Annotated in this window: 25 protein-coding genes; 19 read left to right on the top strand and 6 right to left on the bottom strand. The window is 55.3% G+C overall.

Annotated elements, in window-relative coordinates; genetic code table 11:
- Positions 1-111: 111 nt before the first annotated feature.
- From NQE15_RS20650 to NQE15_RS20630, 5 genes are all read right to left on the bottom strand, one after another.
- Entirely contained in the window at positions 112-1,239 is a 1,128-nt protein-coding gene (locus NQE15_RS20650) for a DUF3883 domain-containing protein (RefSeq protein ID WP_265944288.1), read from the bottom strand.
- Between the two features lie 330 nt (positions 1,240-1,569).
- Positions 1,570-2,592, bottom strand: a complete 1,023-nt coding sequence (locus NQE15_RS20645) for an HNH endonuclease (protein WP_265944286.1) — start codon at positions 2,590-2,592, stop codon at positions 1,570-1,572.
- A 35-nt stretch (positions 2,593-2,627) separates the two neighbouring features.
- The gene (locus tag NQE15_RS20640) at positions 2,628-3,008 is read right to left on the bottom strand and encodes an HIT family protein (RefSeq protein ID WP_265944283.1); all 381 of its coding nucleotides are present in this window, start codon (positions 3,006-3,008) and stop codon (positions 2,628-2,630) included.
- Positions 3,009-3,055: 47 nt separating this feature from the next.
- The gene (locus NQE15_RS20635; protein WP_265944281.1) at positions 3,056-3,604 is read right to left on the bottom strand and encodes a thermonuclease family protein; all 549 of its coding nucleotides are present in this window, start codon (positions 3,602-3,604) and stop codon (positions 3,056-3,058) included.
- Positions 3,605-3,691: 87 nt separating this feature from the next.
- Positions 3,692-4,402 carry an SOS response-associated peptidase gene (locus NQE15_RS20630; RefSeq protein ID WP_265944279.1) on the bottom strand — a complete coding sequence of 237 codons (711 nt, stop codon included), beginning with the start codon at positions 4,400-4,402 and terminating at the stop codon, positions 3,692-3,694.
- 467 nt (positions 4,403-4,869) lie between these two features.
- Here NQE15_RS20630 and NQE15_RS20625 point away from each other — a divergent pair, with 467 nt between their 5' ends.
- The 11 genes from NQE15_RS20625 (at position 4,870) to tnpC (ending at position 17,208) form a co-directional block, all read left to right on the top strand.
- Positions 4,870-5,061 carry a hypothetical protein gene (locus NQE15_RS20625; protein WP_265944277.1) on the top strand — a complete coding sequence of 64 codons (192 nt, stop codon included), beginning with the start codon at positions 4,870-4,872 and terminating at the stop codon, positions 5,059-5,061.
- A complete protein-coding gene (locus NQE15_RS20620) occupies positions 5,054-5,512 on the top strand; it encodes a LexA family protein (protein WP_265944275.1) in 459 nt (152 codons plus the stop codon). Before NQE15_RS20625 ends, NQE15_RS20620 begins: the two co-directional genes overlap by 8 nt.
- 1 nt (position 5,513) lies before the next feature.
- Positions 5,514-6,800 carry a Y-family DNA polymerase gene (locus tag NQE15_RS20615; protein WP_265944273.1) on the top strand — a complete coding sequence of 429 codons (1,287 nt, stop codon included), beginning with the start codon at positions 5,514-5,516 and terminating at the stop codon, positions 6,798-6,800.
- Between the two features lie 669 nt (positions 6,801-7,469).
- Positions 7,470-8,321: a TnsA endonuclease N-terminal domain-containing protein gene (locus NQE15_RS20610; protein WP_265944271.1), complete on the top strand. Its 852-nt coding sequence runs from the start codon at positions 7,470-7,472 to the stop codon at positions 8,319-8,321.
- Positions 8,318-10,516 (top strand): hypothetical protein, encoded by a 2,199-nt coding sequence (locus NQE15_RS20605; protein ID WP_265944269.1) that lies wholly within the window; start codon positions 8,318-8,320, stop codon positions 10,514-10,516. Before NQE15_RS20610 ends, NQE15_RS20605 begins: the two co-directional genes overlap by 4 nt.
- Positions 10,517-10,537: 21 nt before the next feature.
- Positions 10,538-12,154 (top strand): ATP-binding protein, encoded by a 1,617-nt coding sequence (locus tag NQE15_RS20600; RefSeq protein WP_265944267.1) that lies wholly within the window; start codon positions 10,538-10,540, stop codon positions 12,152-12,154.
- Complete coding sequence (locus NQE15_RS20595) at positions 12,141-13,979, top strand: TnsD family Tn7-like transposition protein (RefSeq protein WP_265944265.1); 1,839 nt, start codon at positions 12,141-12,143, stop codon at positions 13,977-13,979. The genes NQE15_RS20600 and NQE15_RS20595 overlap by 14 nt, the downstream gene beginning before the upstream one ends.
- A complete protein-coding gene (locus tag NQE15_RS20590; RefSeq protein ID WP_265944263.1) occupies positions 13,976-14,740 on the top strand; it encodes a hypothetical protein in 765 nt (254 codons plus the stop codon). The genes NQE15_RS20595 and NQE15_RS20590 overlap by 4 nt, the downstream gene beginning before the upstream one ends.
- Before the next feature lie 196 nt (positions 14,741-14,936).
- Positions 14,937-15,311 (top strand): transposase, encoded by a 375-nt coding sequence (locus NQE15_RS20585; RefSeq protein WP_265942633.1) that lies wholly within the window; start codon positions 14,937-14,939, stop codon positions 15,309-15,311.
- A complete protein-coding gene (tnpB, locus tag NQE15_RS20580; protein ID WP_265942632.1) occupies positions 15,254-15,637 on the top strand; it encodes an IS66 family insertion sequence element accessory protein TnpB in 384 nt (127 codons plus the stop codon). Before NQE15_RS20585 ends, tnpB begins: the two co-directional genes overlap by 58 nt.
- 62 nt (positions 15,638-15,699) lie before the next feature.
- Positions 15,700-17,208, top strand: a complete 1,509-nt coding sequence (gene tnpC / locus NQE15_RS20575; RefSeq protein WP_265950075.1) for an IS66 family transposase — start codon at positions 15,700-15,702, stop codon at positions 17,206-17,208.
- 916 nt (positions 17,209-18,124) lie between these two features.
- On the opposite strand, the gene NQE15_RS20570 is transcribed toward tnpC, so the two are convergent.
- Entirely contained in the window at positions 18,125-18,589 is a 465-nt protein-coding gene (locus NQE15_RS20570; RefSeq protein WP_265944262.1) for a hypothetical protein, read from the bottom strand.
- A 573-nt stretch (positions 18,590-19,162) separates the two neighbouring features.
- Between NQE15_RS20570 and NQE15_RS20565 the strand changes: the two genes are divergently transcribed.
- The 8 genes from NQE15_RS20565 to NQE15_RS20535 all read left to right on the top strand — a co-directional run bounded on the left by NQE15_RS20565 (position 19,163) and on the right by NQE15_RS20535 (position 26,242).
- On the top strand, positions 19,163-19,342 hold the full coding sequence (locus NQE15_RS20565) for a DUF6900 domain-containing protein (RefSeq protein WP_265944260.1): 180 nt from the start codon (positions 19,163-19,165) through the stop codon (positions 19,340-19,342).
- A gap of 10 nt (positions 19,343-19,352) precedes the next feature.
- Entirely contained in the window at positions 19,353-19,898 is a 546-nt protein-coding gene (locus NQE15_RS20560) for a recombinase family protein (RefSeq protein WP_265944258.1), read from the top strand.
- Between the two features lie 887 nt (positions 19,899-20,785).
- Positions 20,786-21,904: a caspase family protein gene (locus NQE15_RS20555; RefSeq protein WP_265944256.1), complete on the top strand. Its 1,119-nt coding sequence runs from the start codon at positions 20,786-20,788 to the stop codon at positions 21,902-21,904.
- Between the two features lie 10 nt (positions 21,905-21,914).
- Positions 21,915-23,360: a hypothetical protein gene (locus NQE15_RS20550; protein WP_265944254.1), complete on the top strand. Its 1,446-nt coding sequence runs from the start codon at positions 21,915-21,917 to the stop codon at positions 23,358-23,360.
- A 121-nt stretch (positions 23,361-23,481) separates the two neighbouring features.
- Entirely contained in the window at positions 23,482-24,477 is a 996-nt protein-coding gene (locus NQE15_RS20545) for a hypothetical protein (protein WP_265944252.1), read from the top strand.
- Positions 24,478-24,789: 312 nt separating this feature from the next.
- A complete protein-coding gene (locus NQE15_RS20540) occupies positions 24,790-25,167 on the top strand; it encodes a hypothetical protein (RefSeq protein WP_265944250.1) in 378 nt (125 codons plus the stop codon).
- 131 nt (positions 25,168-25,298) lie between these two features.
- Positions 25,299-25,445: a YccF domain-containing protein gene (locus NQE15_RS23945; protein ID WP_416336482.1), complete on the top strand. Its 147-nt coding sequence runs from the start codon at positions 25,299-25,301 to the stop codon at positions 25,443-25,445.
- A 122-nt stretch (positions 25,446-25,567) separates the two neighbouring features.
- Positions 25,568-26,242 (top strand): Bax inhibitor-1 family protein, encoded by a 675-nt coding sequence (locus NQE15_RS20535; RefSeq protein ID WP_265944248.1) that lies wholly within the window; start codon positions 25,568-25,570, stop codon positions 26,240-26,242.
- The last annotated feature ends 236 nt before the right edge of the window (positions 26,243-26,478 follow it).

Below are 26,478 nucleotides of genomic sequence, written 5' to 3'. Positions count from 1 at the left end.
TCGCCAACGGCTGCTTTGTGGCAGTCCAGTTTGTAAAACCTGGGTTTGGCGGACTGGCCGCTATTTGGAAACAGCTGTGGCAGCTTTGGGTCGATTGTTGCCTGAATAGAGTTAGCGTGAAATGGACTTCAGTCGTGCACGGTAATCCATCGCTTCCAAGTGCAAGGCTTGGTTTAGGTCGCCACGTACGATGAACAGCCTTGGTGAATTGGAGAACTCGAAAACCCTATAGAGGCAGAAGGCATCTTCTGTTTCCTCAGAAAACTCCAGCTCATTCTGGCTGATGATGAACGGCGTCAGAGAGCCGCCATTGGTTGTTTTTACCTCAATGAAGCGGGTGACCTCATCCTCTTCGAACGACATGATGTCGTATCCGGTACCGTCGCCACAGCGCTCTGAGACCCAATCAATTTTGGCTGCCAGGTCGGCGCGACTGGCTTCACTCAGCCGATTCTCTTCAAACCCGAGAACCCACGATTCACCGCTGTGGCCGAGGATTCGATTCCGCTCATCGCGTGCCGCATAGTCGAGTTTTCTAGGAAGCCGTTGGCGACGTTTCGGCGTCGGGATGCTCTCCGGTACCGGAGGCTCGACCAGCACGCCGCGGTAGGTTTTGTTACCCGGTCCAGTTTGCTCTTCAATGGCATCAACGATAGTCTGCATCATCGGCTGTTGATGCTGAACGTGTGCCAGAACGACCTCACGCAACAGGTCCTGAAAGTTTGAACGTGGCTTGTAGCCTCGGATGTAGGGAAGTCCGAGTTGGTCCAGAACTGCCGAGATGTTCTGATGCTTCATCTCGATGGAGCCCTTGCTGCGAGCGCGGAGCCTTTGGCGTAGCAGTTCGTTATGTTCGGATTTGTTGAAAACCTGGCAGGTCGCTTCGAGGCGCAACATTTCGAAGTAATCGCGCACGGTCGCTTGAACCTCGTCTCGCGTCCAATCCTGGCCGATTCTGACAACCTCAAATCCCAGAGTGCTCAACAGGTGTTCAACGGTGACCTCGCCCCCACTAAAGTCAGTTGCGCTCAGGTGACCACGTTCCGGAAAGGCATAGCCATGGGCGGCGCCGACAATAGCTTTGGAATCGTAGAGGCGACCGTTTGCCGGGTCACGCAGCATGTACTCACGGGCTTTACCGAAGCCATATTTCTCGAGGAAATAGGTACGGCCGACGCGGTCATATTCGGCCATGGCTGCGTGGATTGCTGCCGGGTCACGGATGTCCTGAATGCTCATGGTGTCGCTCTCATTAGAGCGACCAGGTTACCCGATGTCATAGAGATGCGACAGAGGCTCCAAAAGCACGAAGCCCATGTTGGCTATCCATGGGCTTCTTGAATCTTTGGCCTTGTAGCAATTCAACAAGGCATACGGCGTTAGCCGTTACGGTACTACGCAATCATCTTGTACTGCGGCGGACTACCAACCATGTTGCCTCCAGTCGCGTTGTTGCTCTTGTGCCTCAACCAATGTTTCTGGCCAAGACTCAGTTTCACAATACTCCTTTGAAGGGGGATGTCTACTGCGTGAGAACGTTGTGTTTGGGACACTGGGAAACGCAACAACTTAGGCAAAGCACTCCGTATATCGGCGGTCAATGGCTCTGTAGGTGTTCGCGGCCAACCACGCCTGAGCACCGGAAGCCACCGCATTAGCGTAGGCCCACGAACCTACTCGTTGGGTAGTTTTGGCATCAATGACAAAGCCTGCATCCGCTCCGATTTCTGCAAGCGCATCCGAGTGCCGCTGAATGCGTTCCAGCCAGCGCTCGAGGTGCGGCAGCGCAGCCAGCGTGTCCGATTTGCTGCGATTGCAGGCTGGATGTGCCAGTACAAAATTGTGGGCGAGTTCCCTCGGATACTGAGCGAAGGGAATGTAGTGGTCGACGTCAGCCGTTGTCAGGCTATGCCCACAATAAAAACACTGCTGGCCGTCCAGTTTACGTAAACCGTTGCTCATGATTTCGAGGGACTGCCTAGAGGAGGCAAACAGAAACTCCTCGAGGTCATCGGCTTCCCCCAGGATACAAACGTTTCTGCGATTACCTTTGATGTGGCCAATCCAGTGTGAGCGAGCCAGTTGTTGGACCAAAGGGTAAAAGCGTCGAAAGCAGTATCCGATGCCGGGCTTGAGGCGAATTTTCCCGGGGCCTGCCCGCTCGTACATGAATTCATCGGTTCCGCCGCCGAAGTTTTGTAGGTAAGTCAGCGGTTGAGCGGATACCGTAGCCGATATGGCACCCAGCAAGCCATTGAATCTCGGGTGTAGCAATGCCGATAGCAGCGTGTGGGTTTGCGTTTGCATCCTGAATTGACTGATGGCCGACACAACTGCGGCTTGGGCCCCGTTGTTCTGAACCAGGATGCCCACTTCGCTGCCTTGCCGACCGGTTCCGTAGGGTAGCGAATGTTTCCAGTACAACCCGATAAAGCGCAGGCCAATCTGGCGTGTCGTCACCGTCAGTTCGTCGCCGTTATCGGCTCCCAGTTCAACTGCCAAGTCAGCCAACGCGATGAGCAAGGCGAATTTGTATGTGGCAGTGAAATCCCCTTCTGCAAAGACTCGCTGCAGTTTGCTCAGAAACTGCAATTGGGCTTCGGGGGAGGGAGACAAAGAAGGCAAAGTTAGCGACCAGACCAGTAATCGGCCTTATCGGGGATGACCCAGCGTACGCCACCGCGGGCATCACCAACATCGCCGCTGTAGCGCGGAATCAGGTGTAGATGGAGATGCGAAACGGTCTGGCCGGCAGCTGCCCCGTCGTTGATGCCGATGTTGTAGGCGTCAGGATGATGCTGCTCTTCAACGGCTGCCTTGGCCTGGTCGAGCAGGGCCAGCATGGCCATGCGCTCTTCGGTGCTGACCTCAAAGAAGGAGCCAACGTGGCGTTTCGGGATAATGAGGCTGTGGCCGAGCGAAACCGGGAAGCCATCGTAAATCCAGATGGCGTTTTCATTTTCTTGAACGATACGTTCGGGAGGCAGTGTGCAAAAGGGGCAAGTCATAATCAGGATGCTTAGACGGTCTGTCCATTATGCCAATTGAGCAGGCTTCATCTGCATTTCTGTCCCGCTTTTCTCAGCTTTCTGCATTCCCAGGGCGGCATCGGGTCAGCGATGTTCCAGAGCCCAATCATTCTTGTTCTTGCCTGCTCCTCGGCGGCAGCGTAAGCCGTCTGCTGCTCATTGGTCAGCTCATTGCTGAACATGCGTGCGTACCATCCGTAGCCACGCTGAATCAGGTCAAGGCAAAGGTCCAGACTGCCAACATGAACATGGCAGACCTCCCGCTCATACTTGTCTGTCTTGTAGCACCAAGCTTTCGTTTGCTGGTCCTTCACCACTGCACTCAGATGATTGCGGGCGACCTTCCAGAAGGCCTGCGCAGTCTCCGGTGTGTCAGCCCCGGAAAACCTGACCCTTACCAGGCCGCGGTCAGCGGTCTGAATATCTATCGTATCGCCATCCGGGTTGTGCGTGACCATGCCCGTGATTTCAAACGGCGGATGAGGACCTGGCTTGGCATTGGCCAGCGGCAGCCCAAGCAGAATTAAGAAAAGAATGATGAAGCGCCTAAATATTGAGCTGGCAGTGGAAAGCATTATTGGGTCAGTGAGTTAGAGGGTTGGCTCAGTACGAACCCACAGAGTTATCCACAGAAATTGAGGATAAAGACTATTGACGGTTTCTTACAGGAGCGATGATTGCGGTTGCTCTGCCCGCAGATTGTCGGCAGAAAACTGGCGAAAGAAATCTCGGCTTTCCGCCGCCGGCGCCCGCAACCAGGCGTCGTAGTTCTCTTCATTTAGTATGACGACCATCCGCTTTTCATCTTCCGGCTTGTGGAATTGCCGCATGAAGTGATGACTGTCAGCATTGATAGTCAACATCGTAAAGCTGTGCTTTAGCTCACCCGTCGGACTTTTCCATGCTGCCCATAATCCAGCTATACCGAGGGGCTCTCCATCAGCTCGGGTGATGCGGGTTGGAATTGCCTTTCCCGAGCGCCAATCGGGTTCGTAGATTGCTTCAGCGGGAATAATGCAGTGCCGTGCCAATCGCCATGCGTCTCGATAGCTTGGCTTTTCATGGACTGTCTCGGAACGCGCATTGTAGGTACGGCGAGCAATCGTCGTGTCTTTTGACCAATGCGGTATGAGTCCAAACGAACCGACCATCAGTTCGCGGAAAGGAACTGCTTCATCGCCAACATCGGAGAATTCATGCCGTCGAATAAATGGTCCGAAGTAACCCGGCCAAAGGCTTGGTTTCAATCCTAATGGCGGGTCATTCACGCCAAAGTGGGTGTGAAGCCGCGCGGGGTCAATTTGTGGGTCATAGTGAGCACACATGACCCAGAGGATAGCAAAACGCCTTGGGTTTTGAGGCTGATAGGTCATGGAGCGCTAACTAACTTACGAAGTCGCCAGCGTGACAGTGAGCTTGGTTTATCCACTTGAAAGAGGTAAGGCAAGTGTGAACCGTCTGGCTGCCGGCCGAGTGAACCAAACCTAAGAAAGGCGAAAGCCCCGTGAGGGGGAACACGGGGCTTTCTGACGGCCAGTTTCAGGGAGGGGGAGAGGTGGGCCGCCAGCACTGTTGGGGTTCAGCGCATGAGTCCAATGTACGGTTGGCACCCTTGGATTTCAAGTAACGCCTTGCAACAAGTCGTATCCAAAGTTGCACCTCGATATTGCCGTGGTCTCTTGATTGGGGATGGCAGATGAAATCCATCTTTTAGGTTGGTCACCTTCCGTATCTATTGGGGCTAGGTTAAGTCCCGGCGAGACATTGGGGCTTGGGCGCGTCCGTACAGTATTGTGGTTCCGTGTTTACTGTATAAAATCACAGTACAAAGGAGTTCGCCATGATTCGAATTGTCTGCCCACACTGCCATGTGCCCTTGTCCTCTGCCGACTTGGAACAAGCCAACATTGCTAGCCACCTGTGCCTGATTTGCCCGGAGTGCGCATCAGTCCTGCTTTCCGAGCCTGCTGATTCCCGGGAAACCCATACGCTCGACGAACATTTTGCCGAGCAGCCAGTAGCCCATGCCTAAACTTGCGATTTCTCTTGGAGCCGCGAGTGGTGTCTTTGTTCCTTTACTCGGAGCGCCAAGGCTTGAGCTACCGCTGGATGAAGTCAAAGTTTCAGCGGGCTTCCCTAGCCCGGCTGCAGACTTTGAAGACCAGCGCCTGGATATCAACGAATACCTCGTTCGAAATCCAGTCTCGACCTTCTTTTTCGCAGTTGAGGGCGAATCCATGGAAGGGGCGGAGATTTTCGATGGCGACATCCTCGTCGTTGATAAAAGTGTTCGGCCGCGGCACGGGCATATCGTCGTCGCCTTTGTCGATGGTCAGCGTCTGGTCAAGCGCTTGTATCGTCGAAATGGCCGGGTAGCCTTGCTTGCAGAAAGTCCTCGCTTCGCCCCGCTCGATATCGGTGAGGAGCAGGAACTGGTGGTCTGGGGGGTCGTCGTTGGCAAGTTCAAACGAATTGGCGCGTAATGTGCCCGTCTTCGCCCTGGTCGACTGCAACAATTTCTACGCGTCCTGCGAGAAGCTATTCAACCCGAAACTGAAGGACACGCCAGTCGTCGTTCTCTCGAATAACGATGGTTGCGTCGTGGCGCGTTCCGCCGAAGTGAAGGCACTCGGTATCCCAATGGGCGTTCCCTGGTTTCAGATTCAGGATGAAGCGAGGCGGCATGGCATTGTCGCTTTCAGCTCGAACTACGCGCTTTACGCGGACATGAGCAACCGGGTAGTTGAGGTGCTTAGTCAGTTTTCTCCGAGCATTGAGGTTTACAGCATTGATGAGTGCTTCCTTGAGCTCTCTGGTTTCGAGCGACGGGGCTACCAAGTCTATGGTGCGGAGATGCGGCAGCGCATTGCCGACTGGCTAGGCCTCGCGGTGTGTGTGGGGGTCGGGCCCAGCAAAACACTGGCGAAACTGGCCAACCATTGCGCCAAAAAGGCGCTGGCCGGTAAGGATGGCGTATGTGACTTCACGACAATGTCGGTGGGTGAACTCGATAGCCTGTTCGAGCGAATCGAGGTTCGCGAGGTCTGGGGGGTGGGACGCAAAATAAGCGTGCGTCTCGAAACGATGGGTATCCATACGGTCCGGCAATTGCGCGACGCTGATGCGGAAACCCTGCGCAGCCTGTTTTCCGTGGTGCTTGAGCGGACCGTCCGCGAACTGCGCGGATTGTCCTGCCTCGACCTGGAAGACGTGGCGCCGGCCAAACAACAAATTATGAGCAGCCGCTCATTCGGGCAACTGGTCTATGACTTGGAGGACCTGAAGGAGGCGGTCGCCAGCTATATCAGCCGGGCGGCAGAAAAATTGCGGGTGCAGGACTCCCTGGCTGGCGCCCTACAGATTTACATCCGAACCAATATCTTCAAGCAAAACGTGCCGCAGTATCAGCGAGCCATGACCATCCCTTTGCCGGAAGCGACAGCCGATACCCTCGTTCTGATTGTCTTTGGCTTGCGAGTCCTGCGCCGGATTTACCGTCCTGGCTTCGGTTATCACAAAGCGGGAGTAGCGCTGCTAAACATTGTGCCTCGCACCCATCAGCAATTTTCGCTGTTCGTACCAGCCAACATTGCAGCGGGGCGACGCGACAAATTGATGGGGACTCTGGATGCCATCAATGACCGGTATGGACGTGGCACGATGCGCCTCGCTGCAGAGGGCATCGCTAAGACATGGCAGATGCGCCGGGGTAATTTGTCGCCCGGCTACACCACAAATTGGGCTGGCCTACCGATAGTTCGGGCGAAATAAGGGCTGACCGACCTGCGCATTTGCCGCGAATTTCCTGCCAATTAAATATTTTGGCAGGCAATCGCTCTTCATCAATTCGCCCTTCCGGTGGCTATTTCCGACTTTTTGAACACTATCTATAACTTTTTTTGGCAGGAAATGAAGTCACATCCCTTTTGGTAATTTGTCAACTAAGTATATGATTTTACAATAATTTACCGGGTTTACACTGCTTAGGATGTGTGGTTTTATGCGCACCGATTCAATCAGATGGATGGTGTGTGGTGGAGTTAAGTATTAGATATTCAGTTCGAGCGGTTATGCGGAAACCATGGTTCCCGAGGGGGAACTATGGGGCGTAGTCGCTACAAGTGGACTGAAGCCAAAATCTGGAAATGGGTGAATGAGGGGCGAGGCCAAGGGTCTGGTGCGGATTACTTGCCGTGGCTTCGCGTCAGCGATGTTCCATCCAATGAGTTTTCGCATCAGATTTGCGGTGAGCAAACCCACCGGGGGCCCCATCTACATTTTCATCAGGAATACCAGGTCTATCTTTGGAGTTCTCTCCTAGATGGCATATGCGATATCCGAAAGACATATCCATTCGGAGTGTCGGATGGCGCTAGATGAGCTATCGAAGCGTGTTTTCAGTTCGAGAAGCGCTGCACTCATGGTCCCCAAGGAGGGGCTATGGGACGTAGTCGCTACAAGTGGACTGAAGCCAAAATATGGAAATGGGTGAATGAGGGGCGAGGCCAAGGGGCTGGTGCGGATTACCTGCCGTGGCTGCGCGTCAGCGATGTGCCATCCAAAGGATTTTCACATCGGATTTGGGGAGAGGTTACCCACCGGGTGCACCATCTTCTCTCACACTTGGAGTATCTGGTTTACCTCTGGTGCCTGATGCAAGGTGGCCTGTGCGATATACGCGAGGCCTACCCACTCAATCGCCAAGATACCCGGCGTATCGCAAAGATATTGGGCTTGACTCATCCGCGTTACCCCGGAACCCGTATCGATGTCGTGATGACCACGGACCTGTTATTGACGCGTCCTGGTGACCCCGCGACTTACATCGCCTTGGCCGTCAAACCTTCCTCACAGTTAGCGGACCCGCGAGTTATTGAGAAATTGGCGATAGAGCGGGCCTACTGGATTGAGCACGGAGTGACCTTCTACGTTGTCACAGAAAAGGACCTTCCCGAGGTCGTCTTGCATAACTTTGAGCGCATTCGATTTGCGCTGAATTTGGCTCTGCATCCGAGTTTTACGGTGACACAGGCGCGCAAATTGCAGAGTGACCTGCTGGGCTATCTCCCATTGCGGCAAAGCAGTACTTACGAGGAGTTTTGTACAGAGTTCGATGCCACGTTGGCGTTGGAAACTGGCGATAGCCATTATCTCCTCACCAATCTGATGGGCCATGGGGTACTAACCTTCGACATGGAGCGTGCGTGGGATGTCCGGAATCCGATGAGCGGATTTCGGATTTGCCGGGATGCGTTGGATAAGCTGGCCCAAGAAGAACGATTTTCAGAATGAGGTGTGTCTACTCCATTGCTGAAGGGGACGTGCTTTGCCAGCCCGAAACGAGAATTCGCTATCGCGTCTTGTACCTGATGCGGGATGAAGCCATCGTCTTCAATGTGGATGCGCCCGTGGCGCCCAAAAGTGTTCCGCCGAGCCAGCGAAAAAAGAACAGCAAGCCAGCGGTATCGGCCTCGGCTGAGAAACCAATGAAACCGGCCCTGCCTGAACTCATGCCTTTGGCGGAGCTGATTCAATGGCGCAAAGAGCATTGGCATTCAGTGATTCGCACTCAGGAAAGCCTTACTGGAGCCGAAAAAAGATTTCATGCCCGTGCATCTGCAGTAGTTGAGCTGCTCCACCAGGATGAGCCGGCTATTTATTACTCGCGGAAAAGGGCCAAACTTATCGCTCTTGCTGTCGAAAAATTCAAACTGACACAACGTACGGTGTGGAAGTACCTGAGAGCCTATTGGCAGGCTGGCAAGGAGACTTCCGCACTTTTTTCCAAGCTTTCCAATTGTGGCGCGGCTGGAAAATTACGCCCGCCCGGTAGCCTTAAGCGTGGCTGTCCGCGTTCCCTGCGCCTGCAAGAAAAAATCGGCCCCGGCATCAACGTCAAATTCGGAGACCAGCCAAACATCAATAAGGCTTTGGACTGGTATCGCGCACATCCTGAAAAAACCTTGGAATACGCCTATTTTTGGATGCTGGATGCATTTTATAGCGGTGAGCATCAACTACCGGACGGAACGAAGGCGTGGGGAGCAAATCCCCGGGAGGTGATGACTTTTGCTCAGTTTGATTATCACGCTGCTCGCTATTTCAAGCCGGAAGATAAAGAACGGCGTGACGGGGAAAGGAACAAGGGCAGCAAGGTTCTGCGTGAACGCTACAAGGGTACCCAGGTGGGACGCTACGAGGTCGGGGAGATTGCGGAAGTCGATGCATTGCATTGCAATATTTCTCTGGTTTCCTCGTCAGACCGTGCCGTGGTCCTAGGGGGCATGGTTGTCTTTATCGTTGTTGATTACAGCTCTGGCCTGGTAATGGGGTTTTCAGCCGGCTGGGATGGAGAACCCTACGAATCCTGTGCTGATGCGCTGGTGAAGTGCGCCATCGATAAGGTGGAGTGGTGCGCCCAATACGACATACAAATTGAATCTGACGCATGGCCAATTCGGCACTGGCCTCAGCATTTCCATACCGACCGGGGGAGTGCCTTTATGTGCGGCATGGCAGACCTCATTGTCGAAGTAATGCGCCCCAATCCTTTTGCCAATACGCCTCCCATGTCGCCGGAGAGCAAAGGCATCGTCGAGAACACGGTGAAGCTCATCAAGTTGGTGTTCCGGGTAATGTATCCCGGTACTTGGCTGGCAAAGGTTGGTTCGCAAAAACGGGGGGTTAAGAGCCCGCACTACAAGGCAGTGATGACTCGGTATGAATTTATCCGGGCTTTTATGAAGGTTGTGTTGGAAGTAAATGGCAGGCTCAGACGTACTGCCACTCAGCCGCAACTGGTAGCCAGAGGAGTAGCGAACACATCGGTGGCGATTTGCCTTGATGCGTTGCGAACTCACCGTCATCGTCTGCGCCGGATTGACCCTTTGAGAGTTGAGGCGGAATTGATGACTCGATTGCCTGGAAGGGTCTCCGACAAGGGCATCTATCTGGGTGACGAACTGTATTACCTACCAGATGACACCCGACATCTCTCCAGCACTTGGTTTAAGCGGTTGGTTCAGGATGGTGCTGCGGTCAGCCTCGCACTCAATCGGGAAATTGTCGATATTGCATTCCTGTGTCGTTCCGGAAAGGAAGACGCCTTCATTCCGTGTTCTCTCAGTCCCCGTTCTGCACAGTTCACTGGCATGTCGCTTCATGAGGTGAAAACCACGAGAACGCTAAGAAACGAACTCGATACGGTAGAGCGTCACAACACCCTGACGCAACGTATGGAACACCTCGCATCCATGCAGCGTGATGGAAAAGAAGCGCAAGCCAAAACCCGGGAAGCGCTCGGAAATATCCCTGATTCCGAAAGAGATATCGGCAACCGCCGTGAAAACCGCCGTAACGAACGCGCACTGGAACGACAGAAGCTGGGGGCAGACCTGCGTCAGCGACATGGCGGCACACCCCAACAGCTGAGCAAACAGGAGTCAGACGACGATGAAAACTATGACTACCCCGATATTGATGATTAATAAGCAATCTGAAAGGTCTCAATGAGCAAGAAACGTACAGAAATTCGGCCGACCTCACGCACCATTAGGGTGGTCGATGCGATTTACATTCAAAGCAAGCTCGAGTGTTATCGGGGCAACCCCCTTATCGAGGCATTGCCACCCCCTGTGTCGAAAACGAAGTGGAAGGAGCGCCTTGAGCAATTGCCTGAAATGATGCCCGAGGAGCGTACCTTGCCGCCCGAGTTACAACTGCACTGCGTCCTGAAAATGAAGAAGGCTTTTATTGTGCAAGCTCGTCACCTGGAGATATGTGAAAAGGCCGACTTATTGCTGCGTTCAGCCTACGTTGGTGTCAGCATGGGGGAGTCCGAGCGGCGTCGGCGGGCCCAAGAGTGGTATGCCTGTGTGCAGAGTGGCGAAGTGCCGGATTTTGGACTTGGCGAGCAAGCTAGCGGAGAGTTTTTTTCCATCATTGGCAGCAGTGGTATGGGAAAAACCCAGTCTTTGCTGCATTTTCTGGAATGGATTCCAGAGGTGATTCGGCATACGGCCAGCCAGCATTTGCAAATTCCCGTCATCTATGTCCAGTGTCCGCACAACGGTAGTACCAAGGATTTTGCCCGCAGTATCTTGCGTGCCTTTGACCGTTTGCTTGGAACTGCCTTCGATAAGGAAAACGATAGGGCGACAGAAGAAACCCTGATTGCAATCGCGGCGGCGCTAATGGACCGGTATTTTGTTGGACTGCTGGTAATCGACGAAATCCAGAACTTGTCCCATAAGAAAAGCGGTGGACGCGAGGAGTTCATGGATTTCTTTCTGCAACTCTTCAATGTCCTTCACCTGTCGATTATCGTCATCGGCACCATGAAGGCGGCTGGGGTTCTGCAGACTACCTTTCGCCAGGCCCGCCGGGCCTCTAGCATGGGGTCAGTTGTTTGGGAGCGCAGCAAGGCCATGGACAAGGGCTGGAGCAAGCTGCTGAACACGCTTTGGCCGTACCAGTGGCAGGGGGAGCCCACTGAGCTAACGGATGAATTGGCCGCAGTGCTCTACGACGAGACGCAGGGAATTACCGCACTGCTCGTCCGCTTGCTAATTCTTATTCAACACCGGCTCATTGCACTTGGTAAGAATAAGCTGACGCCTAAGCTTGTTCGGACGGTTGCGGCTAATAGTTTTGTCTTGTTGCGTCCGATGCTCGCAGCGCTGCGTTCCGGTAATCCGGCTCGAATTGCCAAGTACGACGATTTTGTGATTCCTGAGCTAGATGAGTTCGCTGAGATTTCAGGGGCCTTCCCTCGTGAATCGTTTTCCGCAACGGAGAGTGCCGAAGGCGCCGAGGCCATCAAGGAAGATACGAGGCGGACCGTCCTCTCGATGCTTCTGAGTTTGGGATTGTCAGAACAGGTTGCCGAATTCCATTTAAAGGCCGTGCTTGATGTCACTCCTGAGGCCACCCCTTTGGAAGTCATGAATGAGGTCTTGGCACGCACTAAAGGGAAATCCGCCCGTAAATCCACCGAGTCTCGCAGCAAGAAAAAGAGTGAGGGGGCTGCAGACCTTCCCAGTGGTTACGACGAACTGCGGGATGCAGGTTGGCTGCCACCTGAAGGTGGCCTGGGGGCGACGGACGAACCGGGTGACGCTGACTGAAATGCCGTGGGGAATAACCGATACACCGCGTCCATACCGGGATGAACTGCATTTCGGTTATTTCGGACGTCTGCAGACCTATTGGCTTACACCAACAGTCAATGATTTGGCCCGGCATTTGCGCGGTGGAACAAAGGGGCATGCCTCAAGCGATTTGCTGGGGCTTTGCGATGACCTTGTACATTCTCTGGCCGAGGCGGGAATTGATGTGGCCCAACTAATGTGGATGCACACCCTGTTGCCGTACTACCTCTCGTTCCAGTCAAGCGAAGTGCGGACTAAGGTGATGGCGGACCTCGAAATTGGCAATTTGACGGGGCTGCACTTTCGTATGGGTATTGGTTCAAGCAGCGTTAAACATCCGCAGGTTTTTCGATATTGCCCAGCATGTTGGCGTGCTGACCTACTCCAGCTAGGGGAGGTGTATATCCGGCGCCTATTTCAGCTACCTGGTGTCTTCGTGTGTCCAGAACATGATGAATTGCTGCGCGATACCGTAGTCCCTTATCGACCGTTGGCCAGTCGTGCCTATTGGAATTTCACCCCCCCAGATGCCACGAAAAACTGTCCCTTTGTGCCGGCTTCAACTGACGAGGTGAGTTTGGCGCGGTTGTTGGCCCTGGATTCTCGACGCTTGTTGCTCCAGGGGGTTTCGGAACATCCGCGTGTTTCGTATCTAGCTGCGGATTACCAGCGGGCGCTACAACACTTGGGCTTGGCTTCGAGGAATGTCCATCCAGGCGAACTCGAGTCCATGTTTCTCAAACAATATCCCATGCCATTTCTTCAAAAACTGGGGCTGGCCATCGAGCCGGGGCGTGAAGGTAACTGGTTACGCTGTTTCGTGCGGAAGACAAATAGGCGTTTTCATCCGCTCCAGCACATTTTGTTTCGTCGCTTTGTGGAGAGACATCTTGGTATTGATTGCTGGACATGGATGGAGGCTGAGCGGTGGCCCTGCTTGTCGCCGATGCAGTCGCATCCCGGGCCAGTAGCCGTGACTATGATGAATTTGCACTTCGACGCTGCGCGCGATGCATGGGACGGCATCTTTGCCTGTGCCTGCGGCTTTCGTTACAGCGCGGGCGGCAATGGCTTCCCGTCGGTATCCAGCCTGCGCTTGAATCGGGTGATTGCCCATTCGCCACATCTACACCAACGAGTGGCTGAGTTGGCAAAGGCGGGGTGTTCGGCTGGTGCGATAGCCAGTCAATTGCAATTGCACCGGAAAACTGTCCGGCAATGGCTGAGTACGGATGATAGGCAAAAGGCACCGAGAACCGACCTAGACCTGACGTCCGAGCGGGAGGCCTGGCTGACGCTGGTCAAGCTGAATCCGCAAAGTACGTTAAAGCACTTGAGAACACTGGTGCCGGCATTGTTTTCTCGTTTGTATGCATATGACGCGTTATGGCTGAAGTCTGTCCAATTACACCGGTATCTGCATCGGACGAAAATTCGTCAAGACTATTGGCAAAGCCGTGACGAGGTACTGGCCAAACAAGTGAGAACACTGGCCGAAGAGATTCGCCGACGCATGCCAGCCGTTCGCGTCACCCTCAGTCGAATCGGACGTGAGTTGGGGGTGCTCAATAATTTCCGGAAAAGGCTCGCGCGGCTACCGGCGGTGGCCGAAGTGCTTGCCTCGTCTATTGAAACTGTCGAGGCATTCCAACTCCGGCGTCTCGAGCGGGCGCTTGAGCAATCCCCTGCTGGGGTTAGCCGACGAACCTTGATGCAGGCGGCCGGATTGCGTCGTCAGAAAACGCGCCCCGCTGTCATGGAGACCATCGACAGGCTGTTCTCCGGTGGAGAGCAATCATGAAAGCTCTAGGTATCGCATGGTTCGACGGGGTGTTTCAGGATGAGCTCGGGCGCTGGGTCTTGGATGCAGTGGCGAAGGAAAATGGAAGGCTGGAACATCGGCGAGTACCCTTTCAGGAGTCTGCTGGAATGGATATGACCAGCCTTGGTCAGTGGTCGCAGATGCGAACTGAAACATTCTTTGAGGAAGCCAGTATCTTTCTTGGCCACGGACAGCGGCTTATGGATGCACGTCCGCTCATTCGCAAACTCTGGCCGGGTTTGCCGGTCAGCGATAGGCACGCGGTTTTCCGGTTCGATGTCGACGAACGAGTGTATCTGCTGCCGGCGCTGTTTCTTATCGGACGCCTGTTTCTGTCGGTACGTTCAGTTGCCAAGTACCTTCTGCAACCAGGGATGTTCGAGTCCTTTATCGACCCGGCGCCCGTTGTGGGGGATGGGGCGGTGCATATAAGGCTTCCTCCTCATATTTCGGTTAATCAATGTTCCGAGGGGCTGGCGCGTGTCATGGCGTGGCTGGCTGTCGACCGAAGCGCAGAACGAGCGTGGCGGAGCGTCTGGTTTAAGGCGATGTCGGGCCGCTTAGATTTGGATTTGCCGGCGGTCACGCTACATGGTCGACTCGGCGGGGTAGAGGTAGATGGAGTGTGCTTGGTCACTTGGTCGCGCGAGACGACGGCAAATACTGGTTTGCCGAACATTCTGCGAGTTACCAGCAGGCGCGGCACCCAAAAGATATTTAAACGTGGCGGCAGTATTTAGAGGCGCTTCCCGAGTGATGGCCGTGTCTTCAATCAGCCATTTGGCCGAGCAAGAAGGCTCGGCAATAACGTTCAAACCAGGAAAGAATGATGAGCGACGAGTGCCCTTTGCCGTAAGCGCCCGGCGAACTCATCTGTGAATTGACGGCTTAGACCGTGAAGATAGTGTCCACTAAAAAAGATGGTGGACACGATCGATGGAAGTTAAGAAGCCGAGCCGCCGCAGGCGGACTCACCCCGAGGAGTTCAAGCAGGCAGTGATTGCTGCCTGTTGTGAGGCCGGCGCTTCAGTTGCCGGCATTGCGTTGGCCAATAGCGTCAATGCGAATCAGGTCCGTCGCTGGATGCGGGAACGGGGCATTGAGCCACCGAGCCGCAGCCTGCCGGCACGGTCGATTTCACCGGCGCGCGGCACAGAACCCGCCTTTGTGCCGGTACCGATGCCACCCATCGTCTCAAGCATCCCCGACATTCGGATCGAAGTTCGGCGTGGCAACACGGCGGTGAAGATTGAATGGCCTGGACAGGCGGCGAGCGATTGCGCCGCCTGGTTGCGAGATTGGCTACGGTGATTCGGGTCGATGCCCTGTGGTTATCGACCACGCCGCTGGATATGCGGGCGGGGACCGAGACGATCCTGGCCCGGGTCGTCTCGATGTTTGGCGAAGCCCGACCCCACCATGCCTATCTGTTTGCCAATCGCCGAGCCAACCGGATGAAAGTGCTGGTCCATGATGGATACGGTATCTGGCTAGCGAACCGTCGGCTCAATCAGGGGCGATTCTGCTGGCGGCACGGCAACAGCAGCGTCGAGCTCAGCCGGCCGCAGTTTGATGCACTCGTCCTCGGTCTGCCATGGGAACGACTGGCTGACGGCGGTGTGATCCGGATTGTTTGACGGTCCACCATTGGGGAAGTCCACGATGGTCAGATCGGGCGGCGGACGGCATCATGCCGGCCATGTCCTTGCCAACCCACCTCGACCAACTCAGCGCTGACGAACTGCGTCGCCTGCTGGTCGAGAAAGACCGCGAGTTGGACTGGCGCCAAGCCAAGATCGACAAACTCACGCATGAACTGGCGATGCACAAGCGCTGGCGCTTCGGGGTCAAGACCGAGCACTGGCCGGTCGAGCAGGCGCAACTATTCGAGGAAACCATCGATGCCGATCTGGCGGCGATGGAAGAAGAACTCGCACAACTGTCGCCGACGCCACCGAAGGCGAAAGGCCAGGCCAAACGCCAGCCGCTGCCGGCGAGTCTGCCGCGTGCCGACATTCATCATGAGCCTGAATCCACGGTCTGCCCTTGCGGCTGCACGATGAAGCGCATCGGCGAGGATGTGGCCGAGAAGCTCGATTACACGCCAGGCGTCTTCAGCGTCGAGCGCCACATTCGTGGCAAGTGGGTCTGCGGGCAGTGCGAAACGCTGATCCAGGCGCCTGTTCCGGCGCACGTTATCGACAAGGGTATTCCGACGACCGGCTTGCTCGCGCAGGTGCTGGTTGCCAAATACCTCGACCATCTGCCGCTCTATCGTCAGGAAGCGATCTTCGGTCGGGCCGGACTGGCCATTCCGCAATCGACACTCGCCCAGTGGGTAGGGAAATGCGGTGTGGCACTCCAGCCCCTGGTCGATGCCCTGAAGGATGAGATGCTCGGGCATCGGGTGCTGCATGCCGATGAAACGCCGGTGGCCATGCTTGATCCGGGGGCTGGCAAGACGCATCGAGCCTACCTCTGGTCCTACAGCATCGGCGCCTTCGAGCCGACCAAGGCGGTGATCTATGACTTTGCTGAAAGCCGTGCCGGCAGGCACGCCCAGGAATTCCTGGGTGACTGGCGCGGCACACTGATTTGCGATGATTACTCAGGCTACAAGGCACTGCTGGCCAATGGGTTGACTGAAGCCGGCTGCATGGCGCATGCCCGGCGCAAGTTCTTCGAGCTACACAGCCAGAAGCAGAGCCTGATCGCCGGCGAGGCACTGGATTGTTTCGGCAAACTCTATGGGGTCGAGCAGGAAGCTGCCGGATTCGACATCGATGAGCGACGACGAATTCGGGAGGCGAAAGCCCGACCGATTGCCGATGAATTGCATGCCTGGTTGACCCGGCAACGACAGGTGGTACCCAATGGCTCGGGGACCGCCAGGGCGATCGACTACAGCCTGAAACGCTGGGTGGCGCTGACGCATTACCTAACGGATGGCCAGGTGCCGATCGATAACAACTGGATCGAGAATCAGATCCGGCCGATCGCGCTCGGCCGCAAGAACTGGTTATTTGCCGGCAGCTTGCGCGCCGGCAAACGCGCCGCCGCGATCATGAGCCTGATCCAATCCGCCAAGCTCAATGGTCACGAGCCTTTGGCTTACCTGAAGGATGTCCTGACCCGCCTGCCGACCCAACCGGCAAGCCGCGTCGGCGACCTGCTGCCGCACCGCTGGCAACCTCAAATCACCGACTGACCTGAGTTCGCCGGGCGCTTACCCTTTGCCAACAACCGTACCTGATGATTTCCCTCGTGCTGGGCCGATAGCATCAATTGCTGGAGCACAGCCGAAACTGGCAGCGAGACTTATCGATGGAAAATATGTCGTAGGTTGGACGCCTGCAGAGTTACTGGCGCGCTATGACAATTGCCAGGACTTGGCTATACAACTAGCTGCGTACTGCACCCGAAAAGCTCTTGCGAATCCAGAGTGGTCCCAAGGGTTCAATCTCCAGCGAGCTGCTCGAGGGATGTCCGAGAAAGTAATGAATGGCCTATGGGATGTCACTGAAGCTGAGCAGGCCTGGGTGATGGAGCGCGTCAAACTAATCCTGGGGTGGTAAAACTTTGCATTCCACCCTGTACGTAGATAAATGAGATTCGGCAGCAGACGACCCATATCTGCCAGCCGATACATCGATACTTTAACGGCAGGTATTGGAGTGGAACATCCACTCATAGACTCCATGGTCATGATGGCAATATGAAACGCGCTCGCCGAATCCCTCCCTCTTTCGTCCACAAGGTTGTTGTTCGGCCGCGGTACAGCCTTGCCAAAATGCTCCTGCAAATCCCAGAGGGTGCTCCCATTGATGAGGAATGGGAAACCATGCCCCCTGTGGGCAGGGAGGTCGAGCAGGCGGCGGTTACACTGCGCACAATCAGAGAAATGCAGCGATTCATGCGTAAGCAGCAGCGGAAACGGGTCGGTAGATGTATCAATCTGCGTCGCCTGATTGAGGAAGGGCGTGACTAAGGCACTCCGTCCTCACTTTGTATTCATCGCCATAGAGAGGTCGGTCGTCACTGAGTGCTCTCGACCCTGAGCGGTCGTTCGACAAAGGATGTTAAATCCAATATAGATGCCTACTGGGCCATCTATCCTCTGCTGCTCATGAAATTCTTAATTTTTCCCAAGCGACTAATGTGTCCTGATTCAAAACCGGAAACTCTTCCCAATCGGGGAAGAAAAGCATGCTATCGGCTATAACTTCGAGTCTATCGAACTCGGCTTCTGTAACTGGTTTGAACTCCTCCCAGTAGCTCGCGGCAAGATTTTCGTCATCGGGCCGCCCAGTCAATTTTTCGAAAACTCCGACATCACCGTGATGAAACTTGGCGCTATTCAAGACAACATGGCATCTAACCAGCTGTCGATTCCCACGAAACATTGTTTTTTCACGATGCTCGGCGACATGTTTGCTGTAATTCAGGAAATATGAACGCAGGCGCGATGGTTTTTCAGGGAAGCGCTCTATCCGAATTTTTTCCAGCAACAATTCGGCCTCTTTGCCTACGCCACCTTTCAATGTCGACGGAGCGAGTCCCGACAACAAATCATCAAGTGCGATGACCACCCCTCTGCCTATTCTGGCATTGTGCAAGACTATTGCCCAATCCAGGGGCCTTACATTTTCCCCCGGCACTAATTCTGTTCTGCAAGGAGCGAGATACCAGTATTCGTGAGGATATATTTCCAATTGAGTGCCATTAGAGCTAGTGATTGTGGGATTTTGAGGAAACATACAATATTCAGTTCCATTGAATAACTCTGGCGCAAACTTGCCAAGTTTGACTATCCAGTCATTATTAAGTAGCGCTCGTCTAAATGCACCATTAGAAAATGCTCGAGTGGGCGGTTGTGGCCGAGTTGCGGCAGTGCCACCGTCAATTTGAGCGCCGAATACCGGTCACTCTCCTCTATCACCGGGCATCCTACCTACAGAAATCGAAACGTAACCTCGACCGTCGCCTTCTGGCCGATTGGCGACCTAGTGAGGTGTCTCAAAAACGCTCAGTTTCGAGACAGCTCCAGCTAACCACCAAGCGCCCCATCCCGAGGGGTTTTTTTGTGCCTCAAAACTTTGTCTCATTTGGTTTGTCTCAAGCGGTGTGGTGTTTAATGAGTTTTGAGACAGAAGGAGATGGCAATGACCCCTCAAGAGAAAGTTATTGAAGACATCGCCAAACGCCACCTGCTGGTCGATACACTGGCAACCAGGAACAACGATAGCCAGGACTTCTATGAGGTCGCTATCTGGTGCATTAAGGCAGCTCTTGAAGAAGCCTTTGAGGCGGGTAAGAACGCTGCTGCCATTGACGCAACCTAGGAGTACGACAGTGCTTCTAGGCTACGCCCGAGTCTCGACCGACGACCAGAAGTTGGACCTGCAATTTGACGCGCTTAAAGCCGCTGGGTGCGAGCAAATTTTCTCCGACAAGTCGGGCGGTGCAGTCAACGCACGTCCTGGCCTTGAGGAAATCTTCAAATATATTCGGTCGGGAGATACGCTGGTCGTCTGGAAGTTAGACAGGTTGGGCCGCACCGTCAAAGGGCTTGTCGACCTGGTTGAGGACCTGCAAAAACGAGGTGCCCAGTTTCGGAGTCTGACTGACAGTATCGACACCTCGACGCCGGGCGGCAGGCTTTTCTTTCACATCATGGCAGCGATGGCGCAGATGGAAAAGGAACTCATCAGGGAACGAACACAGGCTGGCTTGGCGGCTGCAAAGGCTCGCGGTCGGACAGGTGGGCGCAAGAAGGTCATGGACGACTCGAAGGTGGCGGCAGCCAAGAAGCTCCTCGAAGCCGGAACGCCAGCGACAGAGGTTGCGAAGAACCTGGGCATCGGCCGGGCCACGCTTTATAGGGCAATATCAGCATGAAATAGCCGCCACACGGGAACGGTTCTCTCGGTGGCTCCTGAAGGGCAAATCCTGTAGTCATAAGAAAGCCCGCACGCGGGGCTTCTCTTGGGCACTGGTCTTTGCAATATTGATGCTTTGAGTCTAAATAACCCTGTGACGTGGGAAGTGCCAGCTTCCTACGTCGCCTCCCTTTGTAACACGGCCAAAACTGTCTAGCAACCAATGGGATAGGCGGTATAGCCACTCCGTGTAGGTTGCTTTGACGGAACCGCTGCTTCAGCGCTCCGTGTGGCTTTGACCGGCGCCACATCTGGCCATCCTCAAAACTAACCCACCGAGCCCTGCAGCCGCTTGTTGCCTTGCCAGTACGCGGACCAATCCCTCAATGGGCGGGCTCGCAACCACGCTGCTGCCATTCTGACGATGGGCAAATTACCTAATACCGCACTCAAATGAAAAGAAACGGAGAGGCTGCTCAGAGCAAGATTTCCGCTGCAGGCTGGGAGTCGGTCTAAATTTTTCGCCGAATTTCCGCTTGGGAAGCAAGTTGTTGCTCTCGGTGGACAAGGTTGGAGGACATGTCTATGAACTGATGTTCGTTGGCGGGCACTAGGCTAGCCGAGGTCATTGCACAGCACCTGCAATGGGCGCCTGAACCTGGAACCGAGCCTACGCTAGCTAGTCCGGATTGGCGGCCAAGGTGACTGCCTGTATAGTCATCAGGAAATGACGTTCCACTATACAAGGTGCGTATGGTTCTATAAGAGGAACCGCTTAATTAATACGGTGGCCAAGGGGGGGGACTTGAAGATGCTTCTTGACGGCACGGGGTTAAGTGCGCCCATATCAGACAGGTGGCGTGTAGCTACTTGCGACCGAGTTGACACAAACAGACCGGAGTCAACATGGCTCTGATATTAGATAGACGCCAGCAGAACGAGCCTGGAGTCCATGTGATTCTCATCGGCGTCGGTACATTTGCCAATGCGAGGGCTGCAGACCTCTTGGGGGACGACGCCCCAGAGGGCGGCTTCGTAGACCTGGAAACACCGCTCTACTCGGTTGAAGCGTTCGCTGGGTGGTTGCAGATGGAACTAGACGTGGCGGACACGCCGCTGCACACGCTCCGAGTTTTAGGGTCCTCTTCAAGAAGAGCTTCGGACCTCAACGTTTCCTCGCCGACCTTCAAAAACATTGCCGACGAGGTCGGTGAGTGGTCGGACGACGTCGACACCCATGAGGATAACCTAGCTATCTTCTATTTCTGCGGTCATGGCCTGCGCATTGGCGAGATGCAGCTTCTCCTAGCTGAGGACTTTGGCTCGAATGTGCGCGCGCCCTTTGAGGACGCCATCGAGCCGGAGCTGTTGGCGAATGCCATGCGGCAGATGAAGGGACGCCGTCAGCTGTTCCTCATCGATGCCTGCAGCACGGAGGTCCCATTTTCGAGGCGCTACGAGAATGTGCGTCCGAGGACCATTGTGCAGGAGGTGCGGAACGAAAACCTGGCCAAGTCCGAGCAGTGCCTCATCCGCGCAAGCAAGCTCGGAACCCGTGCGTTTGGTTCGGCGAGCGGTCCTTCCCTATTCATGGACGCTTTCCTCCGCGCCATGAAGGGAGCGGGCGCCGTGTCCACTCCGGGACGGCAGTGGGTTATCAGCACCGACATGCTCAAGATGGCACTCTCGTGGCTCATTCAGTTGCGACCGGAGGGGGGAGGCCAAGAGGTATCGTTTGGAGGCGGCACGCTGTCGACGAGCGTCCTGTTTCACAGGCTACCAGGAGACCCGCTGGTACCCGTCCGCGTATCTTGTGACCCAAAGGAGTTTGAGTCAGTGAGCGCGTTGCACGTGGACAAGGCCGAGCACAGCCTTGCTGGAAACTGGCCCGAGAGTTTCGATGTTGAACGCCGCGCCCATGATTTCGAAGCGGTCGAGTCGAACTCGAAAGGAGCCAAGGTTCACGGCCAAGTGCTCCAAGAAGTGATTGCTCCGCCGTTCATGAACGTGTCTATACCGTGCTAGGAGCCTCACCATGAGCACGACAGTTCAGTTTGATTTCAGCGCTGGCCAGCCACCTGGGGCCAGATTGCCACGGGTAGCACTTGCCGATGTGTTCGAACTGAGCAGTGATGATGCTGAAGAGCGACTTGTCGCCCGGGGGGTCGTCGTTGACCTTCAGTTGCGCAAGGGCAGCGAGCCAGTCCGGGTTGAGGTGAGTCCAGGCTCTTATCTGGTTCGCTTGCGAACCCCAGAGGGCCGGTTGTTGATGCAACGCGTTCACGTCGAGCCTAGTCAGGATGACCCCGCGCTAGTTTTTTTGCCCAAGCCGCCGGCCCCGAAGCCTGAGAGGCGGGAGAGGGCGTTCGATGACTTGGTTATGGTGCGGACAGTACCGGGCGTACTTTTCGACTCGGTCAGTTCCCGTAAGCCAGCAGTGCCACGCGAATGGTGGTCTGCACTTCCTATGGCTAACTCGACGGAGCTGGTAACCTTCTCGAACCTACCGGGATTCCACGCTAGCGAACTGGTAGAGCCTAAGCATGACTACATGGGCGTGGCGCGACTGCAGACAGAGTCTCTTCCGGCGCTGCCATTGCCCGATGGGCTACAGCAGGACATGACGGCAAAGCTTGTCGGCGACATCGCTGTTGTCCAAGGCGCAAAGCTGCATGGCAATCGAGAGTCGCCCTTTGCCAAATGGAAATCGCCGGTGCGCAATCGGGAACTGGTCGGCGAGAAGTCTAATGAAGGGACGGGGACGCGCTATTTCGCGCTGTCCTACCGCGCTGAGGACCGGCTCAGCCCTCTCCAGGTGGCATGTATCCCGGGTCGGTGGGAGACGCGAGGCGGCAAGCTTGCAGACGTCTTCGCGGACTACTACGAGCGCGATACCGGCAAGACCACAATGCGAGCGCTCCGCGTCGAAGTTGATGACCCTGACCTTGGTGGCCTCCTAGACTTCCTGCAACAGGGCGACCTCAGTGGCTCGACTCGGATGCTAAACAATGCGACCGAACTACTCTATCGAAAATGGCTGAACCCGTACGCATCTGCGGCGGCGGGATACGTGCTGGTCCAAGCAGGTCGATGGCCAGGGGAGCATGAGAACTGGAGGCAGTGGGTTCTTAACTTGGCGCACCGGTACACCAGTCTACCGGACGGAGCCATCTTGTTCACCACGCTGCTATTGCAGAGTCAGTCTGATGCTCTGCAAAACCTGAATTATGAAGGTGGCAGCGGAAATCTCTTCACGAACGCCCTGAGCGCTGCTCTTGAGGCCGTCCGCAGAGGTCCGCCGCTATTCCGCCACGGACTGAAGATGATGGCGACCAACCTCGCAATTCTTGAGGGTGAAGCGAAGCACTGGACAGAAGAAACATTTCGCGAGCTTCAGGCGGCAAGCGGGTACGTTCGAGAGCTTTCGCTGCGCGTCGACCCCAACCAGCCGTTTTGCGTGTTCGATGTCAGAACTGACTAGCGCTGTTCTTGAGCCGCGGCCCTGGGTGGAAGTCCACGCATTGGCCGCCGAGCATGGCGACTGCATCGTTCTGAGCTACGGGGACGGGAAAGCTCACTTCCGCCTTGTCGTGGATGCCGGAGTGGCTGATACTACAGGCCGCATAAAGTGCGTGCTCGATGCAAGCGGCGACGCAGTGTGGGAGCTCTTGGTTGTCACACATATCGACCTCGACCATATTGGGGGCACGCTTTCGCTGCTCTCAGACAAGTCCATCGCCACTCGCTTCCAAGACATTTGGTTCAACGGTAGGCAGCACCTCGAGTTGGGGCGCGAATCGATGGCGGTGGCGGAGGGCAAGCAACTGGCAGAGTTGCTTGTCCGCGACGGCATTTCTTGGAACGAGGCGTTCGGCAAGGACGCTGTCTGTCTAGCGGCTGATGATGCTCCCGTGTGTAAGACGTTGCCAGTGTCCAAGGCTGCTATCACCATTCTTTCGCCTTCGCCGAAGGGCCTGGCCAAACTAAGACAGCTCTGGGATTTGTGCGAAGAACGTGAGGGGCAGAAGTCAGAGAAGCACGCCAAGGGAACCGGGGTAGCAGCAAGACAGGATGAACCAAATGTCGAGGTGCTAAGTGCCGTGCCGCTGAGTATTGCTGAGATGGCGGAAACAAAGACAAGTACGGATGGCTCTGTGACAAATGGCAGTTCCATCGCCTTCATCTTCGAGTATGCCGGCTTCCGGATTCTTTTGGGCGCAGATGCGCACCCCGGCGTGTTACTGAAGTCGGCCGCGAAGCTCTCACAGGGGACGTTGAGTTTCGATGTGTTTAAGCTGCCTCATCACGGTAGCTCAGCCAACGTAACGATGAGGCTTGCGCAGAAGCTGCCGGCCCGACGGTACTTGCTAACGACGGACGGCGAACGCCACGACACTCATCCCAGTGATATTGCTATCGCACGCGCCTTGACCGTTACGCCCGATGCTGAGTTGCTCTTCAATTATCCGAATGAGGCTTCCAAGCGTTGGGCCAACAGGCCTTCTGAGCGCGGCTATCGATTCAAGGTACGCGCAGGAGAGGGCGAAGAGGGCATTCGCGTTCGCCTGGATGCAGCGCCTGGTCAAGGCGTCCCGTAAGACGGCTTCATTCGCCAAGGACTGCTGAGACTGGGAAATTCTGGTGTGGCGAACTTGGGGCAAAGGGCTAGCGGTAGAGTGTTGCCCCCGCCGGCGCTACCTTGGCAGAAAATCAAAGTGCCTGGCTCACTCGAACGAGGGAACAGACGGCCCGGCGGCGAGCGGCAAAATAATATGCAGATATATATACTGAGCGTCGCTATTCGCAAATAATTTTGACTATTACGACGTCGCTCACAAGCAATGTCTCCTGACGAACCCACAATGGGTATTGGAGTATCGTAGAGCCTCAATCACGAACAGGAGCTTGGCATGGGAGAGTGGTCTGAATACTTTGAGGACTTCCCGGAAGAAAATCCTGCAAATTGGGTGAATGGCCGGTTTGACCCTCAACTAAGGGAGCAGCTCAACAAGGAGTCTGCTCAGCAGGCGGTTGCCAATCTTGAGGTCAGGCAACTAATAGCGAATGCCAAACGCCAGCGGAAGGCCAAAGCCTTATTTGAGACTGGAGACTGTCCCCAGTGCGGCGAGCGCGAGCTGAACTCCTACAAAATCAGCGAGACGTTCTATCTATGCGAGTGCCAAGAGTGCGGTATCTATGGCGCGGGTACAACGCACGATGAGGCGCTGGCCAAGACAGCTGATGCCATCGGAGAAGGCTTGGATTGGCACGAGGGTTCGCTGTACTAATCCCTGTATTACGGGAACGCAGTGCCTCAGGCATTGGCGCCGCGAAAAACGCTCACTGTTGTTGAAAAAGGTTAAACCTACTCATGCGCACAATCGGCAATTTCCTATGATTCATCTTCGGCGGGGTACTGATGGGGTTGGGCTGGTGGCTTGTCGGCCTCGTGTGCTTTCAAACCATTGTTGGCATCCCCTGGGGTAAGGCGTGCTTTGTGATTGGCCAGTTTTCCTTTTCCCGTTTGGTAAGGAGGCCGTCACCCTTTGGCGTCAACATCCTGTAAAGACTGACCAAAAGTTAAAATTAATTCGTTTTTTTCGAACCTTGACTCAGCAGCGGATTGATTTTTTGGTAATGAGCCACGATTTACAGTGATGTCACCAACCACTGGAGGAGTTATCCACCATGCGCACTGAAGCACGTGTTATCGACCTGAGCAGAACCGAATATGGCACGTTTGCGGCGCCCGACACCAACCGTGTCATTCGCAATACCTACCAACTGCTCGCTCTTTCAACGGCTGTTGCAGGCATAGGCGCAGGTATCAGCATGCTGGCCGGTTTTGGCCCGCTGGCCGGTATCGTATTTACCCTGCTCGGCCTGGTGCCGCTGTTCTACCTGCACAAGAAGCGGAATACGGCGGCAGCCGTACCGGCCATGCTCACCTTCACCGCCCTCAGCGGTATGGGTATCGGACCGACGCTGACCCACTACATCAACATGCCTGGAGGCAGCAGCACGGTGCTGACGGCAGCCGTGATAACCACCGCGGTCACCTTGGCCCTGACGGCGTATGTTCATAAAACCGGCAAGGATTTCTCCCGCATGGGGGGCTTCCTGTTCGCTGGCTTGATTGTCGTCATCCTGGCCGGCATTGCTGCGATGTTTGTCCCGGCCATGCAGGCTGGCGTATCCGCGGTCGCAGCACTCCTGTTCTCAGGCTTCATCCTGTACGACACCAGCCGTCTGGTGCGCGGTGAAGAAGACAACTATGTGATGGCTGCGGTCAGCATTTACCTGAATGTGCTGAACCTCTTCCTGTCGGTACTGCAACTGCTCGGCTTGTCCAGCAACGACTAACGCAGTTCTCCGCAGCTAGGTGTCACAACGGCTCGCCAATTGGCGGGCCGTTTTTCCGTTCTACCTGTGGACTTTTTAATCCGGAGGAGTAATCTGGAATCGAAGCCTGACGGGCAGTTGGTCAGGCCCTTCAGGAACCACGCGATTGGAGGCAGCATGACTGAAAATCCGCCGCAGTTCGACAAGATGACCGAGTAGCACCCCAACGGTAAAGAACCATTCACCTTGGCCGTGAG

Source organism: Dechloromonas sp. A34 (assembly GCF_026261605.1).
Lineage (GTDB): Bacteria > Pseudomonadota > Gammaproteobacteria > Burkholderiales > Rhodocyclaceae > Azonexus.
Note: the sequence above shows the minus strand (reverse complement) of the source record. Positions and strands in the feature narration are given on the sequence as shown.